Raw genomic sequence first — 19,994 nt, 5'->3', positions numbered from 1 at the left:
CGCTCGGGGACATCAGGCTGGCCCGTCCGTGGTCGTCGACGCGCCACTGTCGCTCTCGGCTCCCGTGCCGCTAGCGCCGCCGTCACTCCCACTCCCACCGTCGGTCCCGGTCGAGCTACCGTCCGACCCGCCCGAACCGTCGCCAGCGCCGGCGTCACTCCCGGAACTGTCGTCCGACCCGCCCGTGTCACCGGCCCCGCCGTCGCTCGAACCCGTGTCCGTGTCGGACCCGGTGTCACCGTCCGTGCTCCCGTCGTCGGCCGCGTCGCCGCTGATTCCGGTTTCACTGGATCCATCGGTCGCGTCGCCGTCGGTGGCTCCGGACTCGCCGTCCGATCCGGTGGCGTCCGTGGCGTCGGTCGTCCCCTCACCCCCGTCCGTCGATTCGTCGGTCGACTGATCGCCGTCAGTCGAGTCCCCGTCGGTGGTGTCCGTGGCGTCGTCCGAACCGTCGGACTGATCGCCGTCGGTCGTCGTTCCGTCGTCGGTCCCGCCGTCGGTGGCGTCGTCACCACCGTCCTCGGGTGCCTCCGGCACGGGGTCGGGATCGGTCCCGTCGTCGGTCCCGCCGTCGGTCGCGGGCGGTGTCTCCGTGCCGTCACCGCTCCCGGTCGACTCGTCGTCGGTCCCGTCCCCGTCACCGTCGGGTTCGCTCCCCTCTGTGCCGTCGTCCAGCGAGAACGGCTGGACGGGTTCGTCGGCCGTCCGCACTCCGAACTCCTCGGGGCTCTCGCGCACGTCGAAGCGGTCGGCGTCGACGTCGGCGCCGAAGGTCGCGTTGAACCCTTCCTCGTCGGCGAGGAGGCCCGCGGAACCGCCGAAGCCGGCGGTCGCGGCCGCGAAGACCACGACCGCGGCGACGAAGGTCACGAGCGTCGCGTGGCTCATCGCTCTCCCTCCGGTCGGTCGCCGGCGTCCTCGACGGCGTTCGCGACACCGTCGTCGGTCCCGCCGTCAGACCGTCGCTCTGACGAGTTGTCGCTCGACTCACTCGCGACACCACCGTCCGTTTCCGGCATCGGCCAGTCCGCCCGACCCGCGTCGGGTTCGGCGGTCGCTTTCCGGGCACTCCGGGCGCTGTACCACGCGTGGCCGGTCACCCAACTGGTGAACAGCAGGCCGAGCAGGCCGGCCGTCAGCGCGCCGACCGAGATCGGATCGGGTGCGTCGAACAGCTGGACCTCCGCGGAGACGTTCAGCGCGGCGTAGACGGTCAGCGCCAGCGACGCGAGGACGCTCAGCTTCAGGTCCGCGACGGCGACCGTCACCGACGCCGACCCCGACGACTCGCCGGCCGTCGCCGTCGCTCCCGACCGCCGGTCCCGTTCCTCGCCCGCTGTCTGTGTCATGGTGTTCTCCTCGGCCGCGCCGTCGTTCACCGCCCGTTCGCCGTCCGCGGCCGACTCGGCCGCGACGGTCGGTTCCGGGTCGCTCCCATCGCCCTCGTCGCCGCCGTCGTCCGTCTCGTCGCGGGCCCGCGCCCACGAGAGCAGCTCGTTGCCGAGCAACAGCACCAGCGGCACCAGCACGAGGCTGCTGTAGCCCACCGGCGTGTTCGCCCAGAGGACGACGTGTCCGATCAACGGAATCGTGAGCACGACCTTTCCGAGGACGTTCTCCGGCGGCACGGGCCGCGCGTCGCGGTTCTCGTTCGCGTCGCCCTTCGTCACCCACTGCCCGTTCTCCTCGGCGACGATCCGGTGTGTCACCGGCACGTCGCCGTCCTCTTCGAAGGTCACGATGTCGCCCACCCCGACCGAGGCCGAGGCGTCGACGATGACCACGTCACCGGGCGCGATGTCCGGCTCCATGCTTCCCGAGAGGATGACGAAGCCGTGGTCCGCGCCGATCACCTGCGGGACGGCGAACACCACGAAGGGCACGACGAGGGCGAGCAGCACGAGCGTCCCGAGGACGGCTCCGACCTGCCGGGCCGACGGGCCCAGCTGGGCCGCGGATCGCTCGCTCATCGTCCCCTCCCTTTACCGCGGTCCCGGTCGTCGCCGCTGTTGGCGGACTCGGCCAGGTCCTCGGGGCAGTCACGCCCGACTTCGGGCGCGCACACCTTCACGAGGACGTAGCTGATCCCGTAGCCCCTGCCGTTGCTCAGGTTTCCGGGCGTGTAGACCAGTCCGTCGGTGTTGCCGTCGAGGGAATCGGTCGTCGTCCCGTAGGTGTCGGCCCGGCGGACGTAGACTTCCTCGTTGCGGCCGCCCTTGACCCGGGCCTCACAGAGCGGCGGAGCGACCCCGCCGTCTGTGGCGACCAGTTCGAAGGCGACGCCGTCGTCGCCGTCCGTGTCGGTCACGTACAGGCCGTAGTCGACGATGCCTTCGGTGAACTCGTAGGTCTCTCCGACCGTGAACCCGCCGTCGTCGATCTCGACTTTCCCGATAGCCCAGCAGCAGTCACAGACGTAGCCCGGAGGGCACGCCGTCTCGCCGACTGCCGGGAACGGGTTCGCCGTCTGGTCCGCGTTGCGACACTGCGTCGCCGCGACGTACAGCGGGAGGCTGGTCGTCCCCTCGCCGACGTAGAGCCCGAGGTCGTACTCGACGAGGACGAACAGCTCGTCGGTGAGACAGCCGTTCTCGTCGGTCGCGTTCGCCGGGTCGAGCCGGACGCCGGCGCGGAACTGGTCCGCCACCTCGCGGAGCGAGCCCGCGGCGATAGTGGTGTCGACGGTGCCCTCGGCGGTGGCGTAGGACAGTCGGAGTTCGAGGAACTCCGCGAGCGGGTCGGGTTCCGGACACGCCGTCCGCAACCAGAGGCTCGCGGGGTTGTTGACGCCGCCCTCGGGCTGGGGCAGCGCGAAGCGCACGAGCAGACTCCCGCGGGGTTCGTCGTCGTCCAGCGTCTCGACGGGCACGTCGATGCGCGGCCCGTCGACGACGCCGTCGGGGTCCGACGGGTCGATCCCACCGACCGCGCCGGGACCATCCACGAGCCAGTACTCGACCTGCAGATCGACCAGTCCGGTCGTGAAGCTGTTCCGCCCGGTCTCGGTGTCGCCCAGTAGTGCGGCCGTCCCGGTCCCAGTGAGGGCGCCGGCACCGCCGGCGGCTACAGAGGCGAGCACGTGCCGCCGCGTCAGGCTCATTGCCCCTCCGCGGTGAACGGGCTCTCCCCGCCGGCCGGCACCGCACCGAACGCCACGTCGAAGGTCGCGCTGTCGCCCTGCGAACGGTTCGTCGCCGCGTCGTACGGGAACGTCCACGCGAGCGCGATACAGCGGCTCGCCCCCGGGTCGAGTCCCGTGAGCGCGAGCAGGCCCGTCGTCGACCCAGCGTCGCTGGCCGACCCGAACGCCTCGCGCATCGGCCCTCGTTCCACGAGCGGCCCTTCGAGGGCTTCGTCGAACTGTTTGGTCCCGTCACAGGAGCCAAGCGGCGAGCCGTCTTTCCAGACCTCGACGAGGAGCTCCTCGTCGAGTTCGCCGTCGTCGACGGTCGTGTCGCCGGCCGCCGACTCCGGGCCGTTGATGCCGTATTCGTCGTCGCCCGTCACGGTGGCGCGGAGCCACACGTCGAGCGGTTCCGGGACGAAATCCGCGTCGTCGACCGCTTCGAGGCCGACGACGAGGACGCCCTCGTCGCCCGGCATGATCGACCCCACCGAGAGGACCGGGCCCGACGCGTCCGTCACGTACGTCGCCTCGGTCACGTAGGCCGGAGCCGTCTCGGGGTCGAGCGTCTCGTCGAATCCCGAATCGGCCGTTCCGTTCTGGGTCTCCTGGAAGTCGCCGTTGTACCGCTCGTACCAGGCCACCCTGACCCGCCGGTCGTCGAGGTCCGCGGTCGCCGCGTACGTGTAGTGGGTATACTCCGGCCGTCCGCGGCCGTGCAGCACGCCACCGGCACCGAGCGTCCCGATGCCGATGGTCCCCAACAGTTTCCGTCGTGTCAGTTGCATTGTGATATCTCCACGTCGTAGTCGTCTATGCTCTCGTAGTCACCTGCCGCCATAGGTATGGACTCGTGGCCGACCGATACGGTCTCCCTGTGGACCCATTACCCGGTCCTCGACCGCCGGTACGGTGCCCGTACACCCGCGTTCACGCGGCTGCCGTCGTCAGTTCCAAAACCGATCGACGGCGGCCGCGTGAACGATTCGTGAACGGTCGGCCCCGTCCGCTCAGGCGCTCACCGGCCCGCTCCCGTCGTTGTTGCGCTCCTGTTCGGTGTAGAAGCCCAGGTCGAACGACACCGTGTCGCCCTGAACCTCGTTGCCGACCTCGAAGGGCAGTTCCCACGACAGCGCGACGCAGTACATCAGGTCGTTGCCCTCGAAGGCATCACGGTCCTCGTCGGTGTCGTCGTCGTTCAGTTCGTCGTACAGCGTCAGGACGTTCCCGTCGAGCGGGACGCCATCGTCCGCGGACAGTTCCGCGAGGACGTTGGCCAGCGTGTCCTGCATGATGATCTTCTCGGCGACGAACTGGCTGGCCAGCACCCCGAACACGGTCGGGATGGTGGTCGGGTCGTCCACGTCGAAGAAGTACTGCGGATCGTTGCCAGCACTTCCGGCCGCGCCCGCCACCGCCTGGAGGACGCCGTCGTTGGCGCTGCCGACCGAGACAGTGTAGACGTCGGTCGCCGGCGCGGGCGAGGCGGCGCGTGCGTCGGCCGCTGCGCCCTGGGGCGAGCTGAACTGCGTCGAGCCCTGCCCGTTGAACGATTCGCCGTCCGAGAGGACGACGTTCGCCGCACGAACGGCCGAGCGTCCGTTGTTCGCCAACTCGGCCTGGGCGTCGTCGACACCCTCACCGATGTAGGTACCCGTGGCGATGCCGCTGCCGGCCGCCGGGTCCGGGTTGCCGTCCCCGTCGAAGGGGGTCGACCCCGCGCCACCGCTCACCACGTTGGCGAGTTTCTGACGCAGGCCGGACAGCGCCGCATCCACGTTCGAGAGATTCGACGTGAGCGGTTCGAGGATACCCGTCCGCGGCACGGAGTCGTCGCCCCCCTCGCCGTCGAAGTAGGCCACACCCACCTGTACGTCGGCGTTCTGCGTGTCCAGGTACGCGACGAACTCCCGGGCGGCGAGTTCGACGAGGTCGATCTTCGTCGTCTCGCTGTAGGTCGTCCCGTCGATGGTGATGTCGTCCTCGTTGACGACGCCGCCGAAGCGACGGTACAGCATCGACCCAGAGAAGTCCAGGGTCAGCATGACGTCGCTGGGCTCGGCCGCGTCGTGGACGTTGTCACAGTCGGCATCGTACCACAGCGTCGCCTCGATGGCGTCGGCCAGGTCGCCGCCGTCCGGCGTGTCCACTGCGAGTTCGGGGTCGGTGTCGACGCCCTCGCTCTCACCGACGGTGTCGGCCTGCATCCAGACGTAGCCCGGGTTGTCACAGAGGTGGAGGCTGAACGTGACCTCGCCGCTGTCGCCGGGTTTCACGTCGCCCAGCTGGACGAGTGTCTCCATCTCCGCGCCGGTCGTCGGGTCGGTCCCGAACGACGCCTCGTCGATGGGCGGAACGTTGTCACAGTCAAGCATCGGGAGATTGCGGCCGTTGCTGTCGGGGTCGGTGTCGTCGAGGAAGTCGCTGTATTTCAGCTGACTGCCCTCGCCGTCGGAGATCGACTGCTCGCCGTCTCCGTCGTGGTCGGGGTGCGCGTTGACGAACGTCGTCTCGCCGTTCATCGTGTAGTGCTGTTGCCAGTCGACCAGCAGGTCGAGTTCGCCGGCAACGAGTCGGTTGTTGGTGAAGCTCTCGCGGTCCGAAAAGAACGCGGAGGTGCCGAGGCCGGCGCCGGCCGAGGCGAGGCCGACAGCTCCGAGGCCCGCCAGCAGTTTTCGTCGGCTGAGGTCGTATAGTTGTTTGTCTTCTGTCATGGTGCGTGTTTGTATCTGTAAAACGCCGTGTTCGGGACGTTCAGTCGCTCAGTGAGATCCCGAACGGCGCGTCGTTGTTGCGGCTCTGTTCTGCCTCGACGCCGATGTCGAAGGAGACGGAGTCGGACTGGACCTGGTTGCCGACCTCGAAGGGCAGTTCCCACTCGAAGCCGAGACACTGGGTGGTCACGCCGGGGTACGGCTGGACGCCGTCTTCCTGGCGGTTGCCGTCGAGCAGGACGCCCTCGGCCAGGTCGGCGAACACGTCGGTCATCGACCCTTCGAGGATCTTCTGCTCGCCCGCGAGGACGATCTGTGCGATCTCGGCGTAGACGGTGTCGAGGTCGGCCGGATCGGGCGCGATGAACGCGTCGTCCGGGCTGGACGCCAGCGACTGGAGCAGGCTCGTGTTCGCGTTGCCCAGCGCGATGGTGAAGATGCGGATCCCCGCGTTCTGTGCCGTAGTGGCGGCCGACTGGGCCGCGCTGGCACTGGAGTTGCCGTCGCTCAGCAGGATCATGACCTTCGAGGCCCCCGGCGTCGCGTTGGTGCCGTTGAGGAGTTCGTCCGCACCCTCGTCGATCCCGGCAGCGATGGAGGTCGAGCCACCCGCCGTGTAGTTGTTGATGGCGTTTTTGACGTCCTGGTAGTTCGTCGTCAGCTCCTGGTCGGTCTGTGCCGAGCCGCTGAACGAGATGGCCGCCGCCTCGTCGGGCGAGGACAGGTTGTCGACGAAGTCGTTCGCCGCGGTCTTCAGCGCCGACAGCGCCGTGCCCTGCATCGATCCGGACACGTCGCTCACCAGCGCGACTTCCAGCTCCTGTTGCTGGCCGGTGCCGGTGGGCTCGTAGACGTTGTCACAGTCCTCGTCGTACCAGACACAGACCTGGATCTCGTCGGCGAGTTCGCCGATACCGTCCGAGTCGACTCCTTCGTCAGCGATCTCGGGGTCGTTCTGGTCGTTCTCCGCGTTCTCGACGATGTCCCCGATCAGTCGGAGGTACGCCGGGTTGTCACAGATGTGGAGGCTGATCGTCACTTCGCCGGAGTCTCCGGGTTTGATGTCCTCCAGGGAGAACACCGGGATCTCGTCGCCGTTGACGAGGAACTCGTCGGCTTCCGCCGAACAGAACGCGAAGTCGTCGCCCTGGACGTAGTTCTCCCACTCCTGGAGGTCGCCCGGGCTGGGCGCCTGGTCGAGCAGGTAGCGGCCGGGGTCGTCCGCGATGACCTCGGCGTCCGGGTAGCCCATCGCCTGGACCGCGGCGAGACGGCCCTCGCCGCCCTGGTAGGTCGCCTTGTAGTCGAGTTTCAGATCGAGCGTCCCCGCCGTGAGGCTGTTCCCGAGGAACGATTCGCCGTCGCTGAAGAACGCCGAGGTACCGAGGCCTGCGCCAGCCGAGGCGAGACCGATACCACCGAGTCCAGCGAGCACTTTCCGCCGGCTGAGGTCGTAGAGTTGGTTGTCGTCACTCATGGCTCAGTTCCCGGCCGTGTTCGCGAACGGGGTGTCGTTGTTGCGGACCTGTTCGGTCTCGAAGACGAGATCGAACGAGATGCCGTCGCCCTGGATCTCGTTGCCCACCTCGAAGGGCAGTTCGAGCAGGAGGCAGAACTCGTAGGTGTCGGCCACTTCGGGGTCGCTCCCGTCGGCGTCACTGCTGACGATCATCGGGTCGCCGTTGTCGTCTTTGACGATGTACCCGCCCGAGAGGACGGCGTCGGCCTCGACTGCGTTGGTGTAGTGGGCGTCGGAGCCCGCCACGCCGTCTTCGTCGGGTTCGGCGTAGTCGATGGTCAGGAGGTCGCTGGCGTTGTTGAAGACGGGGTCGAGCGTCGAGAGCCCCGCTTTGTCGCCGCTGGTGTCGTCGTAGCTCTGCCAGACGGTGGTCAGCAGGGCCTCCCCCAGGTCGGCGTCGTTGTCCGCGTCGCCCTCTTCGACCTGTTCGGGTTCGGGGTTCACACCGCCGGACTGCGCGAAGTTCTCCGTCGCGACCTGCACGTAACCGGGGTTGGTGCCGACGCTGATCTCGAAGCAGATGATCGCCCAGTCGCCGGGCTTGATGTCGTCGACCTGCAGGCCCACGACCGGGTCCGCGCTGTCGGCGACGACCGAGACGTCGAGCCCGCCCTGGTCGACCCAGTAGTCGTTCGCGGCCACCACGTCGGCCGTGACGCTCATGTCGAGTGTCCCCGCGGTGAGGCTGTTCCCGACGAACGATTCGGTGTCGCTGAAGTACGCGGAGGTACCGAGTCCGGCACCCACGGAGGCGAGACCCACGGCACCGAGGCCAGCGAGCATTTTGCGGCGTGAGAGGTCGTACAGTTTCGGGTTGTCGTCTGTCATGTTTGTTTCCACCCCGGCCCGGTCGCGTCCCACCCAGGACCGACCGGCTCGGGTTACCACCCTCCAGGCGGGACGGGGTATTACTTATGCAGTGATTCAGCCGTTTCGAGGCCTCAAACGGCCGTTTGTACGGTCTCGATACCGGTTTTCGAGCCGCGAATAGGGCGACCGTATCGCTCCCGACCGGCCGCGTAGTGTCACCGTACCGGTCGGTCCGGAGCCCGTACCGACCCGTAACAGTTCGCTGTCGTCTCGGTACGTCGACTATACGTAAGATCCGGGGTGTCTTCCGTGGAAGCAAGCATGTTCTCGCTCTCGCCCGCGTCGATCCCGGAGTCGGACGTCCACCACCTGTTGAGCAACGCGCGTCGGCGCGAGACACTAGCGGCGCTGTGGCGCCGGCCCGAGGAAGTGACACTGCGGGAACTGTCGGAACTGATCGCGGCCGCCGAGGCTGGCGTCACGCCCGCGCCGCGGCCGCTGCGCGAGAGCGTCTACAACACGCTCCACCAGACGCACCTCCCGAAACTGCAGGCGTTCGGCCTCGTCGAGTACGACTCCGACCGGAAGCTCGTCCGCCCGCGGCCCGAGAGCCGGTACCTCCACCGCTACATGGACACTGTCAACGGTATCGGTGTCACCTGGGGGGAGTACTACCGTGCGCTCGGCATCGGCGGCCTCTGTTCGGTCGTCGCGTCGCTGGCGGACGTGCCGCCGTTCGGCGCAGTCGACCCGCTCGTGTTCGCCAGCGGCTCGCTCGCCGTGTTCGCACTGTCGACGGGCTATCAGTTGCTCGGCGGTCGCGGCGGCCGCCTCCGCCGACTGGTGAGTAGCCTCCGGTGACAGACGGACGCAAACCGGACCACTGGTTACTATTCTGTCGTCATACGGCCGCAAACCCCCACAATCGAGGCAAAATAGGCGCTGAACACGCTAGTGTTTTATCCTGCGTGACTATTACGATACTACGGGTGGGTTAATGGCAACTACGCGGGCAACAGAATCGGCGACGATCGAAGAGGGCTCTCTGTCGACGGAGACGATATTCGAGACCTTGAGCAACAAGCGACGGCGCTACACCTTGCACTACCTGAAACGACTCGGCGAACCCGTGACGATCAGGGATCTCTCCGAACAGCTCGCCGCCTGGGAGAACGGCGTCGAGCGCGACCAGGTCAAGCCCAAAGAGCGCAAGCGGCTGTACACCGCCTTACACCAGACCCATCTCCCGAAGATGGATCGGCTGGGCGTCGTGGAGTACGACAACGACCGCGGCGTCGTGGCGCTGACCGAGGCCATCGACCAGTTCGACATCTACTTCGACCTGGTCGCCGCCGACGAGATCCCCTGGAGCCAGTTCTACCTCGCCCTGGGGAGCGTCGCGACCGCGCTGGTCGCCATCGCGGCGCTGGGCATCCAGCCGTTCGCCACCCTCGGCGGGTTCGGCTACGCCCTCGCCGTCACGCTGTTGTTCACCGCCGTCGCCGGCTACCACACCCTCCGGGATCGCCGCCGGGTCGTCGGCTCCGCCGACGTCCCCCCGGAGACGACGATTCCGCCCGTCGACGAGGTCGAGACGCCGACCGGCGAACTCGACGACTGACCGACCGCTGTCTTCCCGCCCGACGGTGCCGTCGCTCGTCCTGTACTGTCTCGCCGCCGATTTCACAAAAATAGTCCCTCCGTCTCGTTCTGAATCCTCGATCAGGCCACGTCGGCCGCGGTCGCGTCCACAGCCGCCTCGGAGACGTCGTCGCCGTCCTCGCGGTCCGTCTCCTCGGCCTCGGCGGCCGCGCGGAGTTCGTCCTCGATCTCCTGTCGCCCCTTCTTGAACTCGCCGAGTGCCTGGCCCGAGGACCGTGCCAGCGCGGGCAGTTTGTTCGCACCGAACAGCAACACGGCGATGCCGAGGATGATGAGCAACTCCGGGCCGCCGGGGACCCCCACGAACAGTTGGATTGTGTCCATGCCACTACTGGGGGGTGCTGAGGGCATCAGTATGACAGCCGTACGTGACGGTCGACTGAACAGTTCTGGACCTACCTGTAACAGCGCGAGAGTCCCGCCGTTCCCGCGAAGGACGAGCGTTCCGACGCTCTGTCGGAACCGAGGACTGAGCAGGGCGGGCGTGAAGCGCGTAAACTCCGGCGAGAAACCGCCGCGTTACTGCTGGTCTTGAGTCTCCAACATGTCGAGTCCGGCCTCTAACACCTCTGCATACGCTTCCGAGAGGTCCAACTCGTTCGCTTCTGCGTAGTCTTTGACGCGGCCACCGAGCGTGTGTGAAATGTCGATGTTGGGGCGCATGACGAAAGGACTCGAAGACTAAACACACAAACATCTGCTGTCCTGAAGCGTACCGACACGTTCGCCGTGCGCCCACTCTCCAACACTGGTGAGCAACTACTACGGGACCTGTTGGACGCTTTCGCCGCTCTCGAAGGGAGATACAAAGGCGTGCTTGGTGCGTCCACCACCCAACAGGTGATACGCAAAAACGGCGAATCGTGGCGGGCGTTCTTCGACACGAAAAACAAGTACCACGACGAGTCGGATACGCCGGTCACGGAACACCCAGAACCGCCGGGATTCAGTGGCAACGAGGATGATGGGCGGCAACTCACGACCGTCATTCGCAAAGATGCCTATACCGTCGAATGGGGCGACCGCTCTCGGCTTGAGATACTGGTCGGAAGCGAGCCGAAAGACCGATACGACCATACCGGGCGTCTCCGACTGGAAATCGCTGGCGACCCGAATTGGCCCGACTACGAAAAACAGAGCCGGTGGACCTGTGGTACGACGAGACAGACAGCACTTTCCGAGCTTCACAACCCGTGACTGTTTCTGATGATGCACGGGAGACTCCACTGGCCGACGAGACGGCCGTCACCAGAAATCGGAGATTTCTGGTTGCCCATCAGACGTAGTTAGACGACCGCTCTGGACATTGGTGCGAACGATCTCGTCGCCTGTACCACCACGACCGGCGAGCAATATCTGTACGAGGGTCGTGAGTTGTTCCAGCGATTCCGCGAACCGACACGAGAAATCGCCCGGTTGCAGTCGTAACTCGAGGACGGCCGATACAGTAGTAAGCGTATCCGGCGGCTGTACCGGAAGCGAACCCGTCGCCGCGACCACGCCCAAGAAGCACTGTGTCGTGACCTGCTCGAACGGCTGTACGCCGAGGGCGTGGACACGATGTATCTCGGTGGTCTGACCGACGTACTCGAAACGCACTGGTCGGTCGAAACCAACGCCAAGACCCACAACTTCTGAGCGTTCAAGAAGTTCACCGAGCGACTGGCGTGTACCGCCGAGGAATATGGTATCTCGGCCGAAGTGCGGTCGGAAGCGTGGACCAGCCAAGAGTGTCCCCAGTCCGGTTCGACAGACCGAACGACACGGCATCAGGACACGCTCACCTGTCCGTGTGGGTGAAGGGCACGCCGATCTCACAGCGTCAGCGACGTTCCTGAAGCGTCATCAGAACTCGGAGAGCTCTGATTGGCGAACGAGACGCTTAGCGTCTCGTCAACGGCACACAGAACAGGCAGTCAGGCCGATGGCACGGCCCGTGTCCTCGGAAATCACAGATTTCCGGGATGCCGAAAACGCCCAGCGTTTTCGAGCACGGTTCGAGTGGGACGACCACAACTGGTCGGAGTCTCCACACTCTCACCGTCCCAAACAACAGCGCACAGACCCGAGTACCGTCCACCGTGACGGGAACGTTGCCTCCGGAGAGTCGTAAACCGGCTGAGACTCCCACGGAGGAAACCGCGCCGTCGTCGGGCTACGCCCGACTGCGTGTGGGAGCTTTGCTCCCTCTCCGTTTACGGCGCGGAGGACGTCACGAGAACTCGAAGGATTCGATGCAGTGTTGACACCGGTCGGCGTCGATCGGCAGGTGCTCGGTCTCGTCCTCCCGGTCGTCGTCGTCCGGCGAGTACTGACAGTCGGTCTTGTGCCACTTCCCGCTCGATGACTGGACGTATTCCATGTGAACTACTCGTTGCTTTCGACGTGGTCGCTGTCCCACTCGTCGCGAGCCTGGAAGTTCCGGCGGCCGTGGTCGATATCCCCCTGGTAGTCGCCGTCGAGTTCGCGTTCGACTTCCAGCCCCTTCGGGCCGTCCAGCCCCGAAGCGGCGACGAGACAGTCCCGCTGGAAGCCAGTGAAATCGTGCATGGTTGTATGCTGACAATCGTCGTCATAATTAGATTGGCGGTCGGTTCGACTGGCTGGACCGTGCCGTCCCGGTGTCGGTTCCGCGTCGACGCCGTCGATCACGGCTTGTCGGTCCCGTGCACCCACTCCAGTGCGGCCTGGAGTCCCTCCTCGTCCCGAATCTCGCGGAACCGGGTCGCCGTCTCGCTCTCCATCGTGAGCGTCCCCAGCGACTCCTCCAGGCGGCCGTATCGCCGATAGCCCTGTGTCTCCTGGACGTCGTTGACCATGTCCTTGACCAGCGCGAGCGCGGCGCCCGGCGTCTTGCGGATGTGTTCGATCTCCTCGTCGACGGCCGATCCCAGGTCGCCGTCTGGGACGACGCGGTTGACCAGTCCCATCCGCCGGGCCTCGTCGGCGGCCACGGTCTTGCCGGTGTAGAGCAACTCGCGGGCGTGTTTCAGCGAGTCAGTGACGAACGGGAGGACGAACTTCGGCGGCGGTTCGCCGAAGTGCATGTCCGGATAGCCGAACTCCGAGCGTTCGGTCGCGAACGTCAGGTCACAGGCCAGCGCCAGGTTGCACCCGCCGGCCAGCGCGGGGCCGTCGACGGCCGCGATCACGGGCAGTCGCGAGGAGAAGATCGCCTCCAGGTGAGTCCGCTGGTCCCGGATACGGTCGTCGACCGACCGTTCGGGCTCGTCCGCACCGATGTCGTACCCCGCCGAGAACGCTTTTCCGTAGCCGGCGACGACGACGACCCGCACGTCCCCGTCTGCTTCGGCCCGGTCGAGGGCGTCCTCGAACTCGTCGAGCAGCCGCTCGTTCAGCGCGTTCATCGCGTCGGGGCGGTCGAGTCGGACGTGCGCCGTCGCCTCCTCGCGTTCGTACTCGATCGTGCTGTACGATGTCACGGTGGGGATGTCACACGGCGAACTGATAACTCTACCTGCGACAGGGGCCGCGAACTGTCGGTCGAGGCGGACCCGTCCTGCCATTTTGGCCGTCGTTCCGACCGCAGTACGTAAGTCACGTCGGTCCCTATACACGTTGAATGGAGCCGAGTTCGTATCGCGGAGCGATACACGACGTCTTCGCCGATACGGGCCGTGAGACCGACGAGAAAATCGCCAGTGCGCTCGACTTCGGGACCGAGTATCTGGACCTCTCGTTCGGCTTTCTCACGCGCATCGAAGACGGAACACAGGAGATCGTGCAGGCGACGGGTGACCACGAGTTGCTCCAGCCGGGCGAGACGTGTCCGCTCGACCAGGCCTACTGCCGGCGGACGCTCGAAACTGATGGGCCGCTGGCCGTGGGCGACGCGTCCGCCTCGCCGGCGATCACGGACACCGCCGTCCAGAGCTTCGGGCTCGGAACATATCTGGGCGTGAAAGTCGTCGTCGACGACGCCGTCTACGGCACGATCTGTTTCGCCGATCGGAACGACCGCGACGAGCCCTTCTCCGAGGCCGAGGAACTGTTCATCGAACTGGTCGCGAAGCTGATCGGCCAGGCCATCGAACGCCGGCAGTACGAGCGGGAACTCGAGGAGCGCAGTGCCCGCCTCGAACGGGAGAAACGCCGCTTCGAGGGGATCGCGGAGACGAGTTTCGACGTGCTCTTTCGGATCGACCGCGACGGGGCCTTCAGCTACGTCTCGGCCGCCGCCGAACGCGTGCTGGGGTACGAGCCGGCGACGCTGGTCGACACCCCGTTCCCCGAGTTTCTCGCCCCGTCGGCGGTCGAGCCGGCCATGGAGGCCTACTCGCAGGCGCTCGGCGGCGAGACGGTCGAAGCGCTCGAACTGGAGTTTCTGGACGCCGACGACGAGGTCGTCGTTCTGGAGATCAACGGCACGCCGATCACCGAGGACGGCGCGGTCGTCGGCGTGCAGGGCGTCGGCCGTGACGTGACCGCACGCCGGGAGCGCGAGCGGGAGCTCCGGATCAAGAACCGCGCCATGGACGAGGCCGACATCGGCATCTCCATCGCCGACGCCCGCGAGGGCGACAACCCGCTGGTCTACGTCAACGACGGGTTCCAGCGGCTGACCGGCTACGACGAGGCCGAGCTGATGGGGCGGAACTGTCGGTTCCTCCAGGGCGAGGCGACCGATCCCGAGACCGTCGCGACGCTGGCCGAGCGGATCGACGCCCACGAACCGGTGACCGTCGAGATACTCAACTACCGGGCCGACGGTACCCCGTTCTGGAACCGGATCCGGATCAACCCCATCGAGAACGGCGCCGGCGAGGTCACCCACTACCTGGGCTTTCAGGACGACGTGACGGAACGCAAACGCACCGAACGCCTCGTCGAGTTGCTCAACCGCGTCCTCCGGCACAACCTGCGCAACGACATGAACGCGCTCCTCCTGTTCGGGGACCAACTCCAGGAGGGGACCGTCCCCGACACCGAGGCCATGGGCGGGCGCATCCGGGCGACCGCCGACCGACTCACGGCGCTGAGCGAGCAGGCGCGCCGCCTCGAACGGTACGCCCGCCAGGACCGGGCCCCGCGACGGCTCGATCCGGCGACGGTCCTCGACGACGTGGCGGCGGCCGCCCGCTCCGGGTACCCGGACGCGACGGTCGAGGTGTCCGTCCGGACCGATCGCGGGATCTGTGCCGGGGCGGAACTCGAACGGGCCATATCCGAACTCGTCGAGAACGCGCTGAAACACGACCCCGAACCCGAGCCCCGGGTCGCGGTTGACGCCGTCGACGACGGCGAGTGGATCGAGTGCACCGTCACCGACGACGGGCCGGAAATCAGCGAGCAGGAGACCGTCATGATCGCCGAGGGGAAGGAGACGGCCCTCGAACACGGGTCCGGACTCGGGCTCTGGCTCGTCAACTGGATCGTGACTCGCTACGGCGGCTCCTTCCAGATCCGACCCCGCGAGAACGGAGACGGCAACGTCGCGACCGTGCGGCTCCCCGCCATCGACGACGACCAGTCCGTCGACGCCGTCGCCCGCCGCCCGACGGTCCTGTTCCGTTGAGCCGCCGTCCGCGCGCCACCGTCTTCGCCGGCCCGACACCGCCGACCCACAGGTACTAGCGGGTGGGGCCACTAGTCCAGTCGTGACCGAGCAGGCATACCGCTGTGTCCACTGCCTCGACCGCGAGGTGACCCGTACCTTCGACGTGTCCCACCTCTCACGGACCTGCGAGACCTGCGGCGAGTTCGCACGGTTCGTCAACGCGGCCGTTCTGAAGCAGTTCGAGCAGTTCGAGGCCGACCCGCCCGCGGACCTCGACTGGGACCGACTCGACCGCATGAAGAAGCTGTTCGTCGCCGAGCGGCTCGTCCGTCACGGCCACACGCTCGACGACTTCGAGATCGAAGCCACCGACGGGGCCGACGCGCCAGACGAGGACTGATCGCATCCTCGCAGGTCCACGCCGCGACGCGCCCACTCACGGCGACTCGCGACCGCGCTCCACCGCCGCGCCGAGTGCACGGGTCGCCGCCGCGGGGTCGTCGGCGGCCGTGATCGCGGAGATGACCGCCACGCCGTCGGCCCCGGCCTCGATCACCGCCGCGGCGTTGTCCGGGTTCACGCCACCGATCCCGACGAACGGCAGTTCGACCGCCTCGGCCACCGCCCGGATCCGGTCCAGGCCGATCTCCGTCCCCTCGGGGTCGGTGTCCTTCGAGTCCGTCGGGTAGACCGCACCGACGCCGAGGTAGTCCGCGCCCGCTCGCTCGGCCTCGCGGGCGGCCTCGGGCGTCGAGACCGACCGGCCGACGATCGCGTCCGCACCCAACTGGTCGCGGGCCACCGAGATCGGCAGGTCCGCGTCGCCGAGATGCACGCCGTCGGCGTCGACCGCCGCCGCGAGGTCGACCCGGTCGTTGACGATCAGCGCCACGTCCGCTTCCCGCGTCAGTTCCCGCAGTTCCAGCCCGAGGTCGTAGCGGTCTCGGGCACCCATCTCCTTCTCGCGCAACTGCACCACGTCGACCCCACCGTCGATGGCCGCTTCGACGATTTCGACCGTCGAGCGACCCGCCGAGATCGCCTCGGCCGTCACGAGGTACGTATCGAGGTCCATGGCTGTGTACTCGGTGGGCCGGCGACATGTGGATTGGGTTCGGTGGCGGGCGGGCGCTGCAATACGATGACGGAGCCAGCGGGGATCGGGTGGGCACCGAAGATGACTGCATTCACGCGCTCAGGGCGGCCGCACAGTTGCTCGACGAATCGCCAACGAAAGCACAGTACGAAGCGCTCGGGCTCACGCCGTCGGCGTCGACGATCCTTCGGCAGTGCGGCGGGTGGAACGACGCCAAGCGGTCGGCCGGACTGGAGACGAACTATTCGCGAGGGTCACGAGTCGAGTCGAAACCCGACGGCGTGGCACTGCCCGAGGGGATGGAGTGGGAGGAGTTGAGCCAGGACCAGCGCTGGCACTACAGGAACCGGGAGTGGAATACCGAGCGGTCGCTGGAGCGAAAGAAACGCCACCGAGCCTGGCTGTTCGAACTGAAACGAGAGGCTGGTTGCGACCGGTGCAGCGAGACCGACGCTGTCTGTCTCGATTTCCACCACCGCGAGGGTGTACAGAAGCGAGCGTCAGTCTCGCAGATGGTCACCGTCGGGTACGCACTCGATTCGCTGAAAGCCGAGATAGAGACGTGTGATATCGTCTGTGGAAACTGTCACCGGAAGGCACATTCTGGGTCTGAATCCGATGTCGGCCGACCAGCGACCGTCGAGGAACCGTTCGGGGTAGCGGAGACAGCGCCACCGGACAGGACGGGACGCCCCTCGCGTGAAAGACACCGTGATTGGGCGCGGAGATACAAGCGTAGTCGTACCTGCACCGAGTGTGGTGAATCTGATCCTTGCTGTCTCGAATTCCATCATCCGGATTCGGCCGCGAAGGATCGAGCGGTAAGTCAACTGAGCACGGACGGCTGTACCGACGAGGAACTGCTCGCAGCGATCGAGAAGTGTGTGGTTCTCTGCAGAAACTGTCACCGAAGGGTACACTATGCCGCTCCGGAGTACGTCGACGAGACCTACGTCGAAGACGGGATCGTTCGTAGAGACTCACGCTGAAACGGCCGGGCGTGAACCGGGCCGTCGCCACGCGATTTGGTGACACTCCTGTGTTTAGATCTACTCCGCAACACTCATAAGCGCTAACGGACAAAAGTGGATTGTCGAGGAAGCCCACCCGTGCCGGGCAGAAGACATGTCAGAAAAAGTCCATTAGGGTAGTGGCCAATCCTGAAGCCTTCTGGGGGCTTCGACCCTGGTTCGAATCCAGGATGGACTACTTCTTCGCGACCAACTCCTGAGAGAGCGACAGCACCGTCGTCCGAGGCGGTTGTGGGCTCTCATCCCGTCGCAATATTCCCGCGAATCGACGGGCTTTGAAGCGGGAATCCACTCCGTACGGACATGAGCGCGTTCGTCGGCGCCGTGATGGCGATGTCGCTCGGTATCGTCCCGTACTACCTCTACCGGGGGTGGAAACACGGGGACTCGTTGCTGTCGGAGACCAGTGCCTACGGAGTCGCTCGCGCGGAGTCACGGGAGGGGTCACACCTCGATCTGGCGCTGGGTGAAACCGACGACGAGGTACAGTGTCTGCGCTGTGGGACCGAAAACGAACCGACGTTCTCCTTCTGCCGGCGGTGTGAGACGCCGCTGTGCTGATCAGTCGTCGGCCGGCCGTTCGTTGGCCGGCGGGTCTTCGGCCGGTCGGTCCTGGCGCGCTGGGCCGTCCTCGCCGGCCCGTCGCCAGGTGGTCGGGTCGTACAGGCGCTGGATTTCGCCGCCCTGCTGACGGATGGCGACGGCGGTGGTGAACAGGAAGGCACCCGCCAGCACGGTGCCGACGAGGGCGAGGCCGTCCCCGAGCGGTCGGCCGGGGAGCGAGAGCGCGACGGCGTGGTCGGCGACGGCGACGACGGCGAGCGCGAGCAGGGCGGGCGTGAACTGGCGGGTGAACGCGGCGATGCTGGTCCCCTCCTCGGTGCGGACGGTGCCGACGGCGTGGTAGAGGGTGTAGGCGGTGGCGAGCAGCAGGCCGACGACTTCGAGGCCGGCGACGGCGGTGGGGCTCGCGAACAGGTAGGTCAGCCACCAGGCGGCGACGAACCCGGCGACGACGGTCGGCCCGACCCACTGGAGGGTCTGGTCGCTGAGCAGTGACGGGCCGCCGACCGAGCGGTGGATGGCCCGGACGCCGATGGCGGCGAAGAGGAACACGAACAGGGTCGCGCCCCGGCGGAAGGTGCCGGCGGAGGTGACGCCGGCGGTTTCGGCGATGCCCGCGAGGCCGTAGACGGCGGCCGCGCCGATGCCGACGGCGAGGTAGCGCCACCGCTCGCGGTAGGGGCCGGCCAGGATCTGCCGCGCGTACTGCCTGAGATACCAGAGCAGACAGCCGGCGGCGGCCACGACGGTCAGATAACCGAGATACCGTGCGACCGAGAGCGTCGCCGCCGGATCGGTCTGTGCGGGGGTCATATCGAGATTCAGGGACTGGACAGCTATCAACGAGTCGTTTGTTCCCAGTTTCCGACAACGAAAGGCGAAACGAAGGGGTGTCGTCGGCCCGGCTGTGGTTCGTCGCCCGGTCGGCTACAGCGAGACGGTCGCGAGGTCGGATTCCAGGTCGTCGACGTGCTCGTTGTAGGCGTCGACGAAGCCCGAGAACTGGGGTGCGTACTCCCGGAGGTCGGGTGCGGCCGGCGGGGCGTACTGTGAGAGCAGGTAGATCCCGCCCTCGCCGCCGACGCGGAGGTAGGACGTGCCGTCCTCGTCCCACTTGAGTTCCCAGCGGGTGCCGTCGACGCGGGTGGCGAAGGTGCCGTAGTCGCCGCCCTCGTACCGGCGGAGGGCGTGGGCGATGGCGTCACAGGTGTCGCGGATCGCGCCGACGATGCGGTCGCGTTCGCCGACGACGCCGTCGACGGGTGCGGGGTCGGGGAACTCGGTCGGCGAATCGTCGAGGACGCCCTCCAGGCTCGCGACGTGTTCGTCGAACGCGGCGACGAAGGCGTCGTAGTCGTCCAGCGCGGTCGCCAGCGGTTCGGGTTCGGGCGGTTGTTTCGTCGAGACGACGTAGACCTCGCTCCCCGATTTCGGGTCGAACCGGAGATATTCCAGATCGCCGGCCTCGTACTTGACCGTCCACGCGCCGCCGTCGGTGTCGAAGGTTCGCTGGCCGTAGTCGCCGCCCTGGAGGCGCGCGAGGGCGTAGGCGATCTGTCCTGCGTGGTCGCGGACTGCTACCACCACTTCGTCGCGGCGGTCGGCCACTGCCTCGGCGTCCGTCATATCGATGTCGGGCCAGCCGGTCATCACCGGCCGGAGGGGACCGGCGGGCATAACGGCTGTGTTCCCGGCGCTCACAGGTCGCTCTTCTTGCGGTACCAGACCCGTTCGCCGACGGGTGAGGCGTCGGCGGGGACGTCGAGTCGGGAGACGCACAGGTCCCGGACGGCGAGGGTGACGAGCAGGTCCACGGTGGTGCCGCCGTCGTCGACGGTGACGACGCAGTGGCCGTCCCGCTCGTCGAGGGCGGTGATCCGACCGGTCGCCCACCGGTCGTGGTCGTGGGTCGGCTCGCGGGCGTGGATCCGATCGTGGTTCACAACTGCCGTTGGG

General features: G+C 66.9%; 22 protein-coding genes, 1 tRNA gene and 2 pseudogenes. 9 read left to right on the top strand and 16 right to left on the bottom strand.

Annotated elements, in window-relative coordinates:
- Window positions 1–12 precede the first annotated feature (12 nt).
- The 7 genes from EAF64_RS07465 to EAF64_RS07435 all read right to left on the bottom strand — a co-directional run bounded on the left by EAF64_RS07465 (window position 13) and on the right by EAF64_RS07435 (window position 8,185).
- Entirely contained in the window at window positions 13–888 is an 876-nt protein-coding gene (locus EAF64_RS07465) for a hypothetical protein (protein ID WP_129068345.1), read from the bottom strand.
- Entirely contained in the window at window positions 885–1,970 is a 1,086-nt protein-coding gene (locus EAF64_RS07460; RefSeq protein ID WP_129068344.1) for a signal peptidase I, read from the bottom strand. The genes EAF64_RS07465 and EAF64_RS07460 overlap by 4 nt, the downstream gene beginning before the upstream one ends.
- On the bottom strand, window positions 1,967–3,100 hold the full coding sequence (locus EAF64_RS07455; RefSeq protein ID WP_129068343.1) for a hypothetical protein: 1,134 nt from the start codon (window positions 3,098–3,100) through the stop codon (window positions 1,967–1,969). Before EAF64_RS07455 ends, EAF64_RS07460 begins: the two co-directional genes overlap by 4 nt.
- On the bottom strand, window positions 3,097–3,912 hold the full coding sequence (locus EAF64_RS07450) for a hypothetical protein (protein ID WP_129068342.1): 816 nt from the start codon (window positions 3,910–3,912) through the stop codon (window positions 3,097–3,099). The genes EAF64_RS07455 and EAF64_RS07450 overlap by 4 nt, the downstream gene beginning before the upstream one ends.
- A gap of 222 nt (window positions 3,913–4,134) precedes the next feature.
- A complete protein-coding gene (locus tag EAF64_RS07445) occupies window positions 4,135–5,838 on the bottom strand; it encodes a SipW-dependent-type signal peptide-containing protein (protein ID WP_129068341.1) in 1,704 nt (567 codons plus the stop codon).
- Between the two features lie 40 nt (window positions 5,839–5,878).
- Window positions 5,879–7,315, bottom strand: coding sequence for a vWA domain-containing protein (locus EAF64_RS07440; protein ID WP_129068340.1), 1,437 nt, complete (start codon window positions 7,313–7,315; stop codon window positions 5,879–5,881).
- Window positions 7,316–7,318: 3 nt separating this feature from the next.
- Window positions 7,319–8,185, bottom strand: a complete 867-nt coding sequence (locus EAF64_RS07435) for a SipW-dependent-type signal peptide-containing protein (RefSeq protein ID WP_129068339.1) — start codon at window positions 8,183–8,185, stop codon at window positions 7,319–7,321.
- A 303-nt stretch (window positions 8,186–8,488) separates the two neighbouring features.
- Here EAF64_RS07435 and EAF64_RS07430 point away from each other — a divergent pair, with 303 nt between their 5' ends.
- Both EAF64_RS07430 and EAF64_RS07425 read left to right on the top strand, forming a co-directional pair.
- Window positions 8,489–9,028, top strand: a complete 540-nt coding sequence (locus EAF64_RS07430; RefSeq protein WP_129068338.1) for a DUF7344 domain-containing protein — start codon at window positions 8,489–8,491, stop codon at window positions 9,026–9,028.
- 136 nt (window positions 9,029–9,164) lie between these two features.
- Window positions 9,165–9,788 carry a DUF7344 domain-containing protein gene (locus EAF64_RS07425; RefSeq protein ID WP_129068337.1) on the top strand — a complete coding sequence of 208 codons (624 nt, stop codon included), beginning with the start codon at window positions 9,165–9,167 and terminating at the stop codon, window positions 9,786–9,788.
- 101 nt (window positions 9,789–9,889) lie between these two features.
- On the opposite strand, the gene EAF64_RS07420 is transcribed toward EAF64_RS07425, so the two are convergent.
- Window positions 9,890–10,153 carry a Sec-independent protein translocase subunit TatA/TatB gene (locus EAF64_RS07420; RefSeq protein WP_129068336.1) on the bottom strand — a complete coding sequence of 88 codons (264 nt, stop codon included), beginning with the start codon at window positions 10,151–10,153 and terminating at the stop codon, window positions 9,890–9,892.
- A 195-nt stretch (window positions 10,154–10,348) separates the two neighbouring features.
- Window positions 10,349–10,492: a hypothetical protein gene (locus EAF64_RS20880; protein WP_193767611.1), complete on the bottom strand. Its 144-nt coding sequence runs from the start codon at window positions 10,490–10,492 to the stop codon at window positions 10,349–10,351.
- A gap of 42 nt (window positions 10,493–10,534) precedes the next feature.
- Between EAF64_RS20880 and EAF64_RS07415 the strand changes: the two are divergent.
- A pseudogene (locus tag EAF64_RS07415) lies at window positions 10,535–11,942 on the top strand (RNA-guided endonuclease TnpB family protein).
- 99 nt (window positions 11,943–12,041) lie between these two features.
- On the opposite strand, the gene EAF64_RS20875 reads toward EAF64_RS07415, so the two are convergent.
- The 3 genes from EAF64_RS20875 to EAF64_RS07405 all read right to left on the bottom strand — a co-directional run bounded on the left by EAF64_RS20875 (window position 12,042) and on the right by EAF64_RS07405 (window position 13,272).
- On the bottom strand, window positions 12,042–12,191 hold the full coding sequence (locus EAF64_RS20875) for a hypothetical protein (protein ID WP_193767610.1): 150 nt from the start codon (window positions 12,189–12,191) through the stop codon (window positions 12,042–12,044).
- 5 nt (window positions 12,192–12,196) lie between these two features.
- Window positions 12,197–12,379 (bottom strand): hypothetical protein, encoded by a 183-nt coding sequence (locus tag EAF64_RS07410; RefSeq protein ID WP_129068335.1) that lies wholly within the window; start codon window positions 12,377–12,379, stop codon window positions 12,197–12,199.
- 98 nt (window positions 12,380–12,477) lie between these two features.
- Window positions 12,478–13,272, bottom strand: a complete 795-nt coding sequence (locus tag EAF64_RS07405; RefSeq protein WP_129068334.1) for an enoyl-CoA hydratase/isomerase family protein — start codon at window positions 13,270–13,272, stop codon at window positions 12,478–12,480.
- A 140-nt stretch (window positions 13,273–13,412) separates the two neighbouring features.
- Here EAF64_RS07405 and EAF64_RS07400 point away from each other — a divergent pair, with 140 nt between their 5' ends.
- Together EAF64_RS07400 and EAF64_RS07395 are read left to right on the top strand one after the other, a co-directional pair.
- The gene (locus tag EAF64_RS07400) at window positions 13,413–15,365 is read left to right on the top strand and encodes a PAS domain S-box protein (RefSeq protein ID WP_129068333.1); all 1,953 of its coding nucleotides are present in this window, start codon (window positions 13,413–13,415) and stop codon (window positions 15,363–15,365) included.
- A gap of 82 nt (window positions 15,366–15,447) precedes the next feature.
- Entirely contained in the window at window positions 15,448–15,747 is a 300-nt protein-coding gene (locus tag EAF64_RS07395) for a hypothetical protein (RefSeq protein WP_129068332.1), read from the top strand.
- 36 nt (window positions 15,748–15,783) lie between these two features.
- Here the strand turns inward: EAF64_RS07395 and thiE are convergent, their stop codons facing one another.
- Window positions 15,784–16,422: a thiamine phosphate synthase gene (gene thiE / locus EAF64_RS07390; protein ID WP_129068331.1), complete on the bottom strand. Its 639-nt coding sequence runs from the start codon at window positions 16,420–16,422 to the stop codon at window positions 15,784–15,786.
- A gap of 26 nt (window positions 16,423–16,448) precedes the next feature.
- Between thiE and EAF64_RS21330 the strand changes: the two are divergent.
- From EAF64_RS21330 to EAF64_RS07375, 4 genes and pseudogenes are all read left to right on the top strand, one after another.
- A pseudogene (locus EAF64_RS21330) lies at window positions 16,449–16,667 on the top strand (homing endonuclease associated repeat-containing protein); the annotation flags it as partial.
- 57 nt (window positions 16,668–16,724) lie between these two features.
- Window positions 16,725–17,432, top strand: a complete 708-nt coding sequence (locus tag EAF64_RS07385; protein WP_227738919.1) for a hypothetical protein — start codon at window positions 16,725–16,727, stop codon at window positions 17,430–17,432.
- Between the two features lie 147 nt (window positions 17,433–17,579).
- Window positions 17,580–17,652 (top strand) — tRNA-Gln (locus EAF64_RS07380).
- Window positions 17,653–17,777: 125 nt separating this feature from the next.
- A complete protein-coding gene (locus EAF64_RS07375) occupies window positions 17,778–18,035 on the top strand; it encodes a DUF7577 domain-containing protein (protein WP_129068330.1) in 258 nt (85 codons plus the stop codon).
- On the opposite strand, the gene EAF64_RS07370 is transcribed toward EAF64_RS07375, so the two are convergent.
- The 3 genes from EAF64_RS07370 to EAF64_RS07360 all read right to left on the bottom strand — a co-directional run bounded on the left by EAF64_RS07370 (window position 18,036) and on the right by EAF64_RS07360 (window position 19,981).
- Window positions 18,036–18,851 (bottom strand): hypothetical protein, encoded by an 816-nt coding sequence (locus EAF64_RS07370; protein WP_129068329.1) that lies wholly within the window; start codon window positions 18,849–18,851, stop codon window positions 18,036–18,038.
- Between the two features lie 114 nt (window positions 18,852–18,965).
- Window positions 18,966–19,688: a hypothetical protein gene (locus EAF64_RS07365; RefSeq protein ID WP_193767609.1), complete on the bottom strand. Its 723-nt coding sequence runs from the start codon at window positions 19,686–19,688 to the stop codon at window positions 18,966–18,968.
- 47 nt (window positions 19,689–19,735) lie between these two features.
- Complete coding sequence (locus EAF64_RS07360; RefSeq protein ID WP_129068328.1) at window positions 19,736–19,981, bottom strand: DUF7861 family protein; 246 nt, start codon at window positions 19,979–19,981, stop codon at window positions 19,736–19,738.
- Between the last annotated feature and the right edge of the window lie 13 nt (window positions 19,982–19,994).

This window comes from Halorientalis pallida, from assembly GCF_004118325.1.
Classification (GTDB): domain Archaea; phylum Halobacteriota; class Halobacteria; order Halobacteriales; family Haloarculaceae; genus Halorientalis; species Halorientalis pallida.
This window is presented reverse-complemented; position numbering and strand designations above follow the sequence as displayed.